The 12,753-nt window shown below is 58.4% G+C and carries 11 protein-coding genes; all 11 read left to right on the top strand.

The genetic code is table 11. From position 1 onward, the window contains the following. The first annotated feature begins 59 nt into the window (after positions 1-59). The 11 genes from CLH62_RS03695 to CLH62_RS03645 all read left to right on the top strand — a co-directional run bounded on the left by CLH62_RS03695 (position 60) and on the right by CLH62_RS03645 (position 12,750). A complete protein-coding gene (locus CLH62_RS03695) occupies positions 60-1,511 on the top strand; it encodes a sigma-54 dependent transcriptional regulator (protein WP_099616780.1) in 1,452 nt (483 codons plus the stop codon). Between the two features lie 231 nt (positions 1,512-1,742). Further along, on the top strand, positions 1,743-2,981 hold the full coding sequence (locus tag CLH62_RS03690; RefSeq protein ID WP_099616779.1) for a sensor histidine kinase: 1,239 nt from the start codon (positions 1,743-1,745) through the stop codon (positions 2,979-2,981). A 12-nt stretch (positions 2,982-2,993) separates the two neighbouring features. After that, the gene (locus CLH62_RS03685) at positions 2,994-4,457 is read left to right on the top strand and encodes a sigma-54-dependent transcriptional regulator (RefSeq protein ID WP_099616778.1); all 1,464 of its coding nucleotides are present in this window, start codon (positions 2,994-2,996) and stop codon (positions 4,455-4,457) included. A gap of 248 nt (positions 4,458-4,705) precedes the next feature. After that, positions 4,706-5,074 (top strand): flagellar hook-basal body complex protein FliE, encoded by a 369-nt coding sequence (gene fliE / locus CLH62_RS03680; protein ID WP_099616777.1) that lies wholly within the window; start codon positions 4,706-4,708, stop codon positions 5,072-5,074. A gap of 15 nt (positions 5,075-5,089) precedes the next feature. Next, positions 5,090-6,790, top strand: a complete 1,701-nt coding sequence (gene fliF, locus CLH62_RS03675) for a flagellar basal-body MS-ring/collar protein FliF (RefSeq protein WP_099616776.1) — start codon at positions 5,090-5,092, stop codon at positions 6,788-6,790. Further along, complete coding sequence (gene fliG / locus CLH62_RS03670) at positions 6,783-7,826, top strand: flagellar motor switch protein FliG (RefSeq protein WP_099616775.1); 1,044 nt, start codon at positions 6,783-6,785, stop codon at positions 7,824-7,826. Before fliF ends, fliG begins: the two co-directional genes overlap by 8 nt. After that, positions 7,826-8,719, top strand: a complete 894-nt coding sequence (locus tag CLH62_RS03665; RefSeq protein ID WP_099616774.1) for a flagellar assembly protein FliH — start codon at positions 7,826-7,828, stop codon at positions 8,717-8,719. Before fliG ends, CLH62_RS03665 begins: the two co-directional genes overlap by 1 nt. Further along, positions 8,700-10,091, top strand: coding sequence for a flagellar protein export ATPase FliI (fliI, locus tag CLH62_RS03660; RefSeq protein WP_099616773.1), 1,392 nt, complete (start codon positions 8,700-8,702; stop codon positions 10,089-10,091). The genes CLH62_RS03665 and fliI overlap by 20 nt, the downstream gene beginning before the upstream one ends. Further along, positions 10,091-10,534, top strand: a complete 444-nt coding sequence (gene fliJ, locus CLH62_RS03655) for a flagellar export protein FliJ (protein WP_099616772.1) — start codon at positions 10,091-10,093, stop codon at positions 10,532-10,534. Before fliI ends, fliJ begins: the two co-directional genes overlap by 1 nt. 122 nt (positions 10,535-10,656) lie before the next feature. Then, complete coding sequence (locus CLH62_RS03650) at positions 10,657-10,962, top strand: STAS domain-containing protein (RefSeq protein WP_099617612.1); 306 nt, start codon at positions 10,657-10,659, stop codon at positions 10,960-10,962. Positions 10,963-10,986: 24 nt separating this feature from the next. Further along, on the top strand, positions 10,987-12,750 hold the full coding sequence (locus CLH62_RS03645) for an ATP-binding SpoIIE family protein phosphatase (RefSeq protein WP_099616771.1): 1,764 nt from the start codon (positions 10,987-10,989) through the stop codon (positions 12,748-12,750). Positions 12,751-12,753 lie beyond the last annotated feature (3 nt).

The raw sequence follows: 12,753 nt of genomic DNA, 5'->3' as shown, positions 1-12,753 counted from the left end.
TGACTCTGCCGTCCTTACAGTCTTAAATACCGCACAAATCCCCCAAGAGTTTCGGTTGAATGTCTAAAGGTAATAAAGTGCTGGTGCTGAGCGAGGATGACTCAAGGTTGCGTGACATGGTCACCATTCTTGAATTCCTGGGTGAGGAGGAGATCCTTGCCGGCGGGGAAGCAAAGGCGCTTTTGAGCAGTGGCGACCAGGAAAGCCTTTCGGATATTTCGGTGGCAGTAGTGAACGGCGAAGATGCCGGAGCCGTCGACACCATTACAGCTTTTTGCAAGGCGGTTAAGGGGATTCCTCTGCTTTTGCTGGGTCACCCGGAGCTCAGAGGCCTGTCCGATGACGACAGCGCCCGCATTATTGCCCGTATAGAATGGCCGCTGAACTACACCAAGTTTGTCGATTCGCTTTACCGTGCGCAGGTCTACCGGGATCAGTTCAGCCGGTCCCGGGAGCGCGGCCAACAGCGAGGCCTCCAGCTTTTCCGGAGCCTTGTGGGTACCAGTCGCAAGGTGCAGCATGTACGTCAGCTGATGGAGCAGGTGGCCGACAAGGACGTGAGTGTCCTGATTACCGGTGAATCCGGTACCGGCAAGGAAGTGGTGGCCCGTAACCTTCATTATCATTCCTCCCGCCGTGACAAACCGTTTGTTCCCGTTAACTGTGGCGCCATTCCGGCGGAATTGCTGGAAAGCGAATTATTCGGCCACGAGAAGGGTGCCTTTACCGGGGCGATCACGGCCCGGGTCGGGCGTTTTGAGCTGGCAGAGGGTGGCACCCTGTTTCTGGATGAAATCGGGGATATGCCGCTCAATATGCAGGTTAAAATTCTGCGGGTTCTGCAGGAGCGCACGTTCGAGCGGGTGGGAAGCAATCGTACCCAGTCGGCGGATGTCCGGGTCATCGCAGCGACCCACAAGCATCTCGAGGACATGATTGAGGCCGGGGATTTTCGGGAAGATCTTTATTACCGGCTGAACGTGTTCCCGATCGAAATGCCGTCGTTGCGTGAGCGGGTAGAGGACATTCCCCTGTTGATTAACGAGCTGATCTCCCGAATGGAAAAGGAGAAGCGTGGCTCACTGCGGATGAATTCCGCGGCGATCATGAGTCTCTGCCGCCATGAATGGCCGGGTAACGTGCGTGAGCTGGCCAATCTGGTGGAGCGGCTTTCCATCATGCATCCTTACGGGGTTATCGGCGTGCAGGAGTTGCCCAAGAAGTTCCGGTACGTTGACGATTACGATGAGAACCGGCCGGTAGAGGACACCGGAATGCCTTCTGGCATACCAGGGCTGGTGGGCCTGGATGCTCCAGCGCTGCTGCCAGTGAACGGGATTGACCTGAAGGACTATCTCTCGAACCTCGAGAAGCAGTTGATTCAGCAGGCTCTGGACGAGGCGGGCGGCGTGGTCGCACGGGCAGCCGAAAAGCTGCGAATCCGGCGCACAACTCTGGTGGAGAAAGTGCGTAAGTACGGGCTTCGGGAGGAGGAGTCTGAAGAGTCCTGAATGCTTTTTTACGGGTGACAGTGTTTCCAGGAAGGGCGTCAAAGGTTCGTAACCTGAGGCGCCGTTCTCGTTTCTGGCCGACGTAAAATTGTCATCGCCCTTTCAAGTGATTCTCTTTCTACCTGAAATATATAGAAAAATTCAAGTTGGCACGGCGCTGGCTTAATAACCTGAAAACGAAGCATCCGAACAATAGGGTCCAGGCCAACGGGCCTATCGGGGAGTCAGGTTATGAGTCAGGCACAGTTTGTTATTCAGTCCGAAGCGGGCGGCGCAAAAGCCAACGCGGCGGCGGACGTTAACGACAAGGTTACAGCGTTGTTTCCGCAACAGGACGATGAGGCGGTGGATTCCGCTCTGGAGCTGTTTAACCGGATGTCGCGCCAGATCACCGACTCCTACCGCACTCTGGAATCCCGGGTTAACCAGTTGTCCGGTGAGCTGACCCAGGAGTCTCTGCAGCGCCAGCAGGAACTTGAAGAAAAGGAACAGCTTGCCGACCGGTTATCTACTCTGCTTAATGCACTGCCGGCCGGTGTTGTTGTGCTCGATAGCCAGGGGGTGGTAACCCAGACCAATCCTGCTGCCATCGCCCTGCTGGGGGAGCCTCTGGATGGCGCCCGCTGGGTTGATGTAATCCAGCGCTGCTTTGCGCCGCGCCGGGATGACGGTCACGAGGTATCCCTGAAGGATGGCCGCAGGGTCAGCATCGAAATCCGGACCATGGAAAATCAGCCCGGGCAGCTGATTCTGCTTACCGATCTGACCGAAACCCGTCACCTTCAGGCACAGCTTGCCCATGCCCAGCGGCTGTCTGCCATGGGCAAGATGGTGGCGTCTCTGGCTCACCAGATTCGAACTCCGCTGTCTGCGGCCATTCTTTACGGTGGCCATCTGAGCCAGGAAGATCTGGATGAAGAAATGCGTCAGCGTTGCGCGTCCCGTTTGATGTCCCGCCTGACCCATCTTGAGCAGCAGGTGCGGGATATGCTGATTTTTGCCCGCGGTGAAACCCGGCTCGCCGAGGAGTTGTCCGCAGGCAAACTGGTCGCAGCGCTTTCTTCCGCGATAGAGGGGCTCCGGCCAGCACCGGGCGCGGAGGTCACTCTGCAGGACGGGATTTCCGGGGAATGTCGCCTGATGTGCAACCGCGACGCGCTCGTCGGCGCCTGCACCAATCTTGTGAATAACAGTCTTGAATCCGGCGCCACCAGGGTTGCCCTTCACGTTGTGGAAGAGGCCGGCGAACTGGTGATCCGGGTTGTCGATAACGGGCCGGGTTTTCAGCCCGCTGAAGCGAACCGGCTGACCGAAGCCTTCTACACCACCAAATCCCATGGCACCGGTCTCGGGCTTGCGGTGGTGCAGGCTGTCGTCAAGGCTCATCAGGGTCGCTTTTCCATTGAATCGCTGGAGCAGGGCGGTGCTGTCGCCACTCTGCGTTTACCGCAACTGCGTAACAAATACTGATCGGAGGCAACCATGGCCAAGGCCCAGATTCTGATAGTTGAGGATGACCATGACCTGCGGGAAGCACTGGTCACCACCCTCGAGCTGGCGAAGTTCCGGGTCCGGGAAGCGTCGAACGCCAATGAGGCGCTGGAGCGGCTGGCGGAGTCCCCGGTCGATATGGTGGTCAGTGACGTCAACATGCCGGGTTTGTCCGGGCATCAGCTACTGGCTGAGGTGCAGCGTCTCTATCCCGGTTTGCCGATGATGCTGATTACCGCCTATGGCCAGATCAGCGACGCGGTGGCTGCGATGCAGGCTGGCGCCACCGATTATCTGGTCAAACCGTTCGAGCCGCAGTTCCTGGTGGATGCAGTCAGCAAGGTTGTGGGCGGCGGACACCAGAAATCCAGCGATCAACCGGTGGCCGAAGACCCGATCAGCAAACGCATGTTCCAGCTTGCCACGAAAGTTGCCGGCAGTGATTCCACGGTGATGATTTCCGGCGAAAGTGGAACCGGTAAGGAAGTGCTTGCCCGTTTCATTCACCAGCAGTCCCCTCGGGCAGATCAGCCCTTTGTCGCCATTAACTGCGCGGCCATTCCCGAGAACATGCTGGAAGCGATTCTGTTTGGCCACGAGAAGGGCGCATTTACCGGGGCGGTGGCCTCGTCGCCGGGCAAGTTTGAGCAGGCCAACGGCGGCACCATTCTTCTGGATGAAATCTCTGAAATGGATCTGGGGCTTCAGTCCAAGCTGCTACGGGTGTTGCAGGAGCGGGAAGTAGAGCGTGTGGGTGGCCGCAAGACCATCAGCCTGGATGTCCGGGTGGTGGCTACCACCAACCGGGATCTGGCGGACTACGTTCGCGAAGGCAAGTTCCGGGAAGACCTTTACTACCGGCTGACCGTATTTCCCATGCACTGGCAGCCCCTGCGGGAGCGGCCCCTGGACATTATGCCGCTGGCCATGTCGCTGCTGAAAAAGCATTGCCGGAAGATGAAGCTGACCGGTATCAGTTTTGCCCAGGATGCCAGAACGGCCCTGATGAATCATCGGTGGCCGGGCAATGTCCGGGAACTGGATAATGCCCTTCAGCGTGCTTTGGTATTGCACCAGGGCAATGTGATTCATGCCGGCGATCTGTGCCTGGAACTTGGCATCACCGGCAGGCCGGATATTCACAGCGTGGCGCCGGTCTCTGCACCGACGGACTCTCCCCAGTCGCGGCCGACGGAGGATGTCATGAGCCGCCCTGTTGCCGCAGAGGAGCAACCACAGACATTGCGCGATGAAGATCCTGATGGGGCCGGATCGCTGGGCGATGATCTGCGACAGCAGGAATTCCGTATCATTATCCAGACCCTCCGGAAAGAGCGTGGGCGTCGCAATCGGGCAGCGGAGCAACTGGGGATCAGCCCAAGAACGCTCCGATACAAACTGGCCCAGATGCGTGACGCCGGAATCGATCTGGATGCCGAGATGGCCATGGCCTGACCCCTGCAAAACGAACTCCTTCATTGGCATCCTTCGGGATGCCTTTTTTTGTCCTTTCTGCAGTGGGCACGGGTAACACCCGGTGTGTCGTCAAAAGTCCGTCATTGGTCTTTCGGTCTCCTGGCTAATATATCCTAACTATCTGAAATATAATAATAAAATCTAGTTGGCCTGCTGATTGCTTAGACTGCTGTAACAGAGTCCCAAGAGCAATTTCGTCCATGGGAGGACGGAGCCAGGAGAGAATTATGGTTCAGCGCGCCGACATCAACAGTGTTTTGTCCGATATCCGGTCCCTGCGTTCACAAATGATGCAGAACCAGCAAATCGAGCAGGATCAATCGGTTCGTGGCCGCATCGACGGCCCCCGCCAGGTCCAGGAAACCCAGGAGACCTCAAGCTTCAGCGATATGCTGGGCAAGGCTGTGAACAACGTTAATGACCTCCAGCAAACTGCCGGGGATCTCCGCACCGCCTACGATAAGGGCGATCCCAATGTGGATATCACCCGTGTCATGATTGCCGCCCAGAAATCCTCTGTCTCCTTCGAAGCACTGACCCAGGTACGTAATCGGGTGGTCCGGGCCTATGAAGACATTATGAACATGCCGATCTGATAACGGAGCAGAGTCATGGCCAGCGTACCTGCACAAACCAACGCCTCCAATGTTCCGGCAGCCCGGGATGGTGATGCGCCTGAGAGCGGGAGCGATCTGTTCCTGGGGTTCAACCGACTGAATCTGCTGCGCCAGATTGGCCTGATGGTTGGTCTTGCCGCCAGCGTGGCACTGGGGCTTGCCGTGGTGCTCTGGGCTCAGGAACCAAATTACCAGCCTGTAGTGGGGGATCTGTCCTCCTACAACCCGCAGGACGTTACCTCCATCCTTGAAAGCAATGGCATTGAATACAAGATGGACCCGCGGACCGGCGCTTTGCTGGTCCCGTCGGACCAGGTCTACAGTGCGCGGCTGAAGCTGGCAGCCGAGGGTGTGACCGACCAAAAAACCATGGGCTATGAATTACTCGATCAGGAGCGCGGCCTGGGGACCTCACAGTTCATGGAAACCATCAGCTACCGCAGAGGCCTCGAGGGTGAGTTGGCGCGCACCATTGCCAGCATGCGAGGTGTGCGCAATGCCCGGGTACACCTGGCCATTCCCGAACGTTCGGTTTTCGTCCGCGATGCCCGGGAGCCGTCTGCCTCTGTGTTTCTTGAAGTTTTCGCCGGCGGTCGGCCGGAGCAGGAGCAGATCAGCGCGATCGTGAATCTGGTTGCTGGCAGTATTCCGATGATGAACAAGGAGGGAGTAACTGTCGTGGATCAGAACGGCAACCTGCTCACCGGTAAGGAGAGCAATGGTGATGCCGACAGGATGGGAGATCAGTACGATTATACTTCCAGGGTCGAAGAACGACTGACGCGCAGTGTCGCTTCTTTGATATCGCCAATTGTCGGCGATGGCCGATACCGGGCGGAGGTCTCCGCGGATCTTGATTTCTCCTCTGTTGAGCAGGCCGAAGAACTTTTCAATCCGGAGCAGCAGGCCGTACGGAGTGAGCGTGAGCTTACCGAGCAGCGCACAACCGGTGCGCCGGGCGGCATTCCCGGGGCGCTGGCAAACCAACCTCCGGCAGATGCAACGGTGCCAGAGCAGGCCGCCGGAGGTGATGGCGAAGGCGCTGCGCCCCAGCCGGTGAATGTTCGTCGCGAGTCGACACGGAATTACGAGATGGACCGCACGGTCAGTTACGTGCGCCAGGAGCTCGGCCGGATAAAACGCATTACCGTAGCCCTGGCCGTGGACGACATGAGAGTGGTCGATCCGCAGACCGGTGAGGTCAGCTATGAGCCCTGGCCTGAGCAGGAGTTGCAACGCCTGAGCATGCTGGTGCGGGATGCAGTTGGTTATTCAGCGGCAAGGGGCGACAGCGTTACCGTAATGAACACCGCATTCGCACCGGAAGAAACTATTCAATTCGAGGCCCCCGGATTCTGGGAACAGCCCTGGTTCTGGGATCTGATGAAGCAGGTTCTGGCCGGGCTGGTTATTCTGGTTCTGGTGCTTGGCCTGTTGCGTCCGACACTCAAGAGCCTTTCTGGTGGTGGCCAGCGGGAGCGGGGCATGGATTCCGGTGACGGCGGTTATGGCAGTCTGGACCAGATTGAAGGCGGCGATGAACTGCGCCAGGCCATGTCGTCCCAGGATGAGCTGCTTTTGCCTGGCGCGACAGACAGTTATGATAGGCAATTGAATGCACTGAAAGGCCTTATCGCGGAAGACCCTGCGAGGGTCGCACAGGTAATGCGCCAGTGGGTGAATGTCGATGACTGAACAAGCCAACCTGCAGGGTACCAACGCACCGCAGAAACCCCAGCGGAAGATTCCGAGGGTTGAGCAGGCAGCTATCCTGCTGATGTCCCTGGGCGAGGCTGATGCCGCTGAGGTTCTGAAACACATGGGGCCAAAAGAGGTTCAGCGTGTAGGCGTTGCCATGGCGCAGATGAAAGACGTCAGCAAAGACGACGTAACCTTTGTGCTGAACCAGTTTGTTGATGCCGTGGGCGGCCAGACCGGTCTGGGTGTGGGTAATGACGATTACATCCGGGCGATGCTGACCCAGGCCCTGGGCGACGATAAAGCCGCCAGCCTGATTGACCGTATTCTGATTGGCGGCAACACCACCGGGCTGGATACCCTCAAATGGATGGAACCCCGGGCCGTGGGTGACATCATTCGTTACGAGCATCCCCAGATCCAGGCCATTGTTATCTCATACCTGGATCCGGACCAGGCCGCAGAGATTCTTGGCACCCTCGATGAAAAAGTCCGCCTTGATGTGATGATGCGGGTGGCATCGCTGGAGAGCATCCAGCCCCAGGCCCTGCAGGAACTGAATGATATTCTTGAGAAACAGTTCTCCGGTGGCGCCGCTTCCCAGACCAGCCGGATCGGCGGCGTGAAGCGGGCGGCGGACATCATGAACTTTATGGACCGAAGCATTGAAGGCAACCTGATGGATTCCATCAAGGATATGGATCCGGATCTTGCCAGCACCATCGAAGACCTTATGTTTGTGTTCGATAACCTCAAGGAGGTCGACGATCGCGGTATCCAGGCGCTGCTGCGGGAAGTGTCCTCGGAGGTTTTGGTGGTGGCCCTCAAGGGTGCCGACGACCAGGTGCAGGAAAAGATCTTCAAGAACATGTCCAAACGTGCTGCGGAACTGCTTCAGGATGATCTGGAAGCCAAAGGGCCAGTCAAGGTCAGCGAAGTTGAATCCGCACAGAAAGACATTATTACCATCGCACGCCGTATGGCTGAGGCCGGTGAAATCTCCCTCGGCGGTGCTGGCGAAGAAATGATGTGATGAAAGATCCCACCCGCGACCTCAACCGGATTCCGAAAGAGCAGCTGACAGCCTATGAGCGCTGGGAGCTGCCCTTGCTGGACGCGAGCGGCAACGAAGTGGCCCGGGAAGAGGAGAGGGACGTCAAACCTCTGACGGCGGCGGATATTGACGAAATCCGCCAGGCCGCGCGGGAAGATGGCTACAACGAAGGTCGGGAGCAGGGTTATCAGGCCGGGCTCACGGAAGGACGTTCACAGGGCCATCAGGAAGGCCTCGAAACCGGTCTGACGGAAGGCCGGGAGCAGGGCACGAGCCAGGGCTACGACGATACCCGCAAGGAAATTGATACCAAACTTGACCGGCTTGAGCATCTGCTGGGCGAGCTGCTGCTGCCCATTCGACGGCACGAGGACGAACTGGAAACGGCCCTGGTTAATGTCACCACGGTGCTGGCCCGAGCGGTGGTCTACCGGGAACTTACCATCGACTCCTCACAGATCAGGCAGGTTGTTCGTCGGGCACTGGAGGCTCTACCTTCCACGGCAGAAAACATCCGCATCCATATTCATCCGGAGGATTGCGAAACGGTCCGGGAGGTTGCTGCACGCCTCGAAACGTCCGCATCAGTGATTGAAGATGACAATATACTGCCTGGTGGTTGCACGGTCGAAACCCGGCACAGCCTGGTTGATTTTACCGTGGAGAAGCGCTTCCAGCGAGCCGTTCAGAGCATGCTGGACCAGCAGATGAGCGAGAGTGGGAGCGGAGAAACCGAAGAGCTGGATTCGCTGATGGAGGATCTGACCGGTTTCCATCGCGATGTCCTGGATTCGCAGGAGCCGGAGGATTCCGGGGAAGACCCGAAGCCGGATCAGAATGAGGGTGACGGCGATGACCTCGAGCCTCGCTGACCGTCTGAACCGCTTCAAGGGCTTTCTGGGCAGTGAGCCCGAACCCGAGTTATCCGGTCGGCTGACCCGCATGGTCGGTTTGACCCTCGAGTGCGTTGGCTGTCCCATGGTGGTGGGTGACCGGTGCGTGATCTTTGGCCAGGGCACCGGCAATGTTGAAGCCGAAGTCGTGGGTTTTGAGGACGACAGGGTTTACCTGATGCCCCTCACCGCCATCGAAGGCCTCAAGCCGGGGGCAAGGGTGGTGCCCCTGTCGGCGGCAAGCCGCGTACCGGTGGGTCCCCAGCTGCTGGGCCGGGTGGTCGATGGCAGTGGTGAGCCCCTTGACGGAAAAGGTCCCTTACAGGCGGAAGCCCGGGTGCCCCTGAGCGGCGATATCATCAACCCCCTGAACCGTGCGCCGGTGCGCCAGTCCATGGATGTCGGCATTCGCGCCATCAATGCCTTGATGACCGTTGGTCAGGGCCAGCGCCTGGGTCTGTTTGCCGGCAGTGGCGTAGGCAAGAGTATGTTGCTGGGCATGATGACCCGATTCACCGACGCCGATATCACCGTGGTCGGCTTGATTGGCGAGCGGGGCCGTGAGGTCAAGGAATTCATCGAGGACATCCTTGGCGAGGAAGGACTTTCACGCTCTGTGGTGGTGGCCTCACCGGCGGACGATTCACCGCTGATGCGCCTGCGCGCGGCCATGCTGACAACGCGAATTGCCGAGTATTACCGGGATCAGGGCAAACGCGTGCTGCTGCTGATGGATTCCCTGACCCGTTATGCCCAGGCCCAGCGGGAGATTGCCCTGGCTGTTGGAGAGCCCCCTGCGACCAAGGGTTACCCCCCATCCGTGTTTGCCAAATTACCCCAGCTGGTGGAACGAACCGGCAATGGCCGCCCGGGTGGTGGGTCCATCACCGCGTTCTACACCGTGCTGACCGAAGGCGACGACCAGCAGGATCCGATCGCCGATGCCGCCCGTGCAATTCTCGATGGCCATATCGTGTTGTCCCGCCGGCTGGCGGAAGAGGGGCATTACCCGGCAATCGATGTGGAAGCTTCCATCAGCCGGGTGATGCCCCAGGTCACCGATACCGAACATTTTGCCCGGGCCCAGCGGTTCAAGCAGGTGTATTCCCGTTATCAGCAGGCCAGGGACCTTATATCCGTTGGTGCCTATGTCAAAGGTTCCGATCCGGAAACCGATTTCGCTATCACCCACATCGGCAATATGCGCCAGTTTCTGCAACAGGGGCTGAATGAGAGGGCGCCGCTGAAAGACAGTATCGAACAGCTGCTGGCGGTTGTGCCTGAGCGCCGATCTCCCGAGCGGCGCAAATCTGCCGTGCCGAACCCCGGCAGCGGCGCAGGTGATGGCTGATGCTGAGATCACAGCGACTGGCAGTGGTTCTCGCCCTTGAGGAGCGCAAAGAACGCGAAGCCCTGGAGCGAATGGGCGAAGCCCGTAAACTGGTTGACCAGCAGCGTGAACAGGTGGATAACCTGAACCGCTATCAACAGGAATATCGCCAGCAGATCCGGAATAGCCAGCAAGGGGTGGTGCAGGTGACCCGTCTGCAGGCCTGGCAGGCTTTCATTGCTCAGCTCGACCAGGTGATCCGGCAGCAGCAGACGCAGCTGGATCAGGCGGAGAAAGTGTTCGAGGTGCGCAAGCAGGAATGGCAGCAAGCCTGGGAGCGGCGCCGTGGCATGGAAAAGTACGTCGACACCTGCCGGCAACAGGAACGCAGAGAGCAGGACCTTCGTGAACAGAAACTCTCGGATGAGGCGGCAGGCCGGGCCTTTAACCGGCGGCAGCGCTGAATTTTGTCCTGCATCACGCGAATGCGGATGCATTTTCAGGTCACTCAGCTATCCTTAACCCATGAAGAGCCGGAGGGTGGGCCCGGTTGAATGCTGCTATTGACGCCTTTGGAGGTTTTCGAATGCCGATTCAGACGCGCCGCGATGATGACGGTAAGACACTTGTTATCAGGATTGAAGGGCGCTTTGACTTCAGCACCCACCAGGCGTTCCGGGACGCTTACGAGCATGGCGATCCGGACATCCGGGGTTATGTCGTTGACCTGTCGGATACAACCTACCTGGATAGCTCGGCGCTGGGCATGTTGTTGTTGCTCAGGGATTATGCCGGCGGCGACAGCGCCCGCATTGTGATTGAGAACTGCAATAACGACGTCCGACGAATCCTCTCCATCTCCAATTTCGAGCAACTGTTCAATATTCGCTGATGCCTGCGAACTGCCGGAGCTCTCATGGATGATGCCGTTGCGGAACAAAGCCCACTCAGAATTCTTATCGCCGATGATTCGGACAGCGATCGCCTCATCCTTAAAACCCTTTTAAAGCGTCTGGGCCACGAAGTACTGGATGCTTCGAATGGCCTAGATGCTGTTTCCCTTTTCCAACAGGAAATGCCGGATCTTGTTCTGCTGGATGCATTGATGCCGGTGATGGATGGCATGGAAGCGGCCCGGCAGATCAAGTCCCTGGCCGGCGAACGGCTGGTTCCGCTGATCTTCCTGACGTCCCTGTCCGAGGCCGGGGCGCTGGCCCGGTGCCTGGAGGCCGGCGGCGATGACTTTCTCGGAAAACCCTACAACCGCACCATCATCGAAGCGAAGATCAACGCGTTCAACCGGATGCGGCTGATGCACCAGACCCTGTCTGACCAGCGGGATCTGATCCGGGAGCGGAACAGGCAACTGACTGAAGAGCAGGAAATTGCCAAGCGGGTGTTTGATAACGTTGCTCACTCGGGTTGCCTGGACGCAAGCAACATTCGCTACCATGCGTCGCCGCAATCCATTTTTAATGGCGACGTGTTGTTTGCGTCTCCCAGACCGGCCGGCGGTATGCTCATTTTCATGGGTGACTTTACCGGCCATGGGTTGCCGGCAGCCATTGGCGCCATGCCTGTTGCAGAAATCTTTTACGGCATGGCCAGCAAAGGCTTTAACGGCCAGGATGTGTTGCGGGAAATCAACCAGAAACTCACGCGTATTCTTCCCACCGGCATGTTCTGTTGCGGTGCCATGATTGAGGCGGATTTCAAGCTCAATCAGGTTCAGGTCTGGAACGGCGGTTTGCCGGACGGCTGGCTGATCCGCTCCTCGGGCGACCGGCAGGCGCTGCCGTCGCAGCACCTGCCCCTCGGTATCCTTGCGCCGGATCAGTTCAATGCGGAATTCGAGAGGCTTGGTGCCGGCCCGGGCGATCGTCTGATGATGATGACCGACGGATTCCTGGAATCCGCGGACAGGGCCGGAAACGTTTTTGGCGAGCAGGGTGTGATTGATGCTCTGGCGCATCTCGATCACAGTGAGCACCCGTTTGATACCATGATGTCAGCGGTGCACCGGTTTACCGGTGGCTTCAAAGATGGCGACGACCTGACACTTTGTTGTCTGGAAATGAGCGCCCAGGCAGGCTTTTCCCCTTTGCCGGACCGGACGGCGCCTTCCGCGCTTGCCGGTCCGGCGGAGTGGCGTTGCAGCTACGAGATCCGGGAGCAGACTCTCGGGGAGTTCAGTCCGCTGCCGCTGCTTCTGCATATCTGCATGGAGGTTCCTGGTCTTCGACGGAGAAGCGGCGAGATCTATACGCTGCTGGCGGAGCTCTATAATAATGCCCTCGAACATGGGGTGCTGGAACTGCCGTCGGAGTGGAAGCACTCACCGGAAGGGTTTGGCCGTTACTATCTGGAGCGTAAGCGGCGTCTGGGTTATGTCGAGGGTCATTACATTCGTTTCACCCTTCATCATTCTCTGAAACCGGATGGGGGCCGCCTGCGTGTCGTATGTGAGGACAGCGGGCGAGGGTTTGATTTCCGAAACCATCCGAGTGCCACATCCGGAGCTCCCCCGGAGGGCAGTAAACGATATGCCGGGCGGGGCCTTCAATTGTTGAAACGCCTCTCTGAATCCGTCAGGTTTCATGAGCAGGGTAATCATGTTGAAATTGTCTATGACTGGCACTTCAGCGGCGCCGCAGTAAATCAGGGAGATGTGGCCCGTTAAATG

Source organism: Marinobacter guineae (assembly GCF_002744735.1).
Classification (GTDB): Bacteria; Pseudomonadota; Gammaproteobacteria; order Pseudomonadales; family Oleiphilaceae; genus Marinobacter; species Marinobacter guineae.
The sequence above is the reverse complement of the archived record's forward strand: the minus strand, read 5'-3'. Positions and strand labels throughout refer to the sequence as shown.

Bases quoted from the DNA above. Each gene is read 5' to 3' on its own strand.
- CLH62_RS03665 (WP_099616774.1), top strand. From the start codon at position 7,826: ATGAAAGATCCCACCCGCGACCTCAACCGGATTCCGAAAGAGCAGCTG.
- CLH62_RS03685 (WP_099616778.1), top strand. From the start codon at position 2,994: ATGGCCAAGGCCCAGATTCTGATAGTTGAGGATGACCATGACCTGCGG.
- CLH62_RS03695 (WP_099616780.1), top strand. From the start codon at position 60: ATGTCTAAAGGTAATAAAGTGCTGGTGCTGAGCGAGGATGACTCAAGG.
- fliF (WP_099616776.1), top strand. From the start codon at position 5,090: ATGGCCAGCGTACCTGCACAAACCAACGCCTCCAATGTTCCGGCAGCC.
- fliG (WP_099616775.1), top strand. From the start codon at position 6,783: ATGACTGAACAAGCCAACCTGCAGGGTACCAACGCACCGCAGAAACCC.
- fliI (WP_099616773.1), top strand. From the start codon at position 8,700: ATGACCTCGAGCCTCGCTGACCGTCTGAACCGCTTCAAGGGCTTTCTG.
- CLH62_RS03645 (WP_099616771.1), top strand. From the start codon at position 10,987: ATGGATGATGCCGTTGCGGAACAAAGCCCACTCAGAATTCTTATCGCC.
- CLH62_RS03690 (WP_099616779.1), top strand. From the start codon at position 1,743: ATGAGTCAGGCACAGTTTGTTATTCAGTCCGAAGCGGGCGGCGCAAAA.
- CLH62_RS03650 (WP_099617612.1), top strand. From the start codon at position 10,657: ATGCCGATTCAGACGCGCCGCGATGATGACGGTAAGACACTTGTTATC.
- fliE (WP_099616777.1), top strand. From the start codon at position 4,706: ATGGTTCAGCGCGCCGACATCAACAGTGTTTTGTCCGATATCCGGTCC.
- fliJ (WP_099616772.1), top strand. From the start codon at position 10,091: ATGCTGAGATCACAGCGACTGGCAGTGGTTCTCGCCCTTGAGGAGCGC.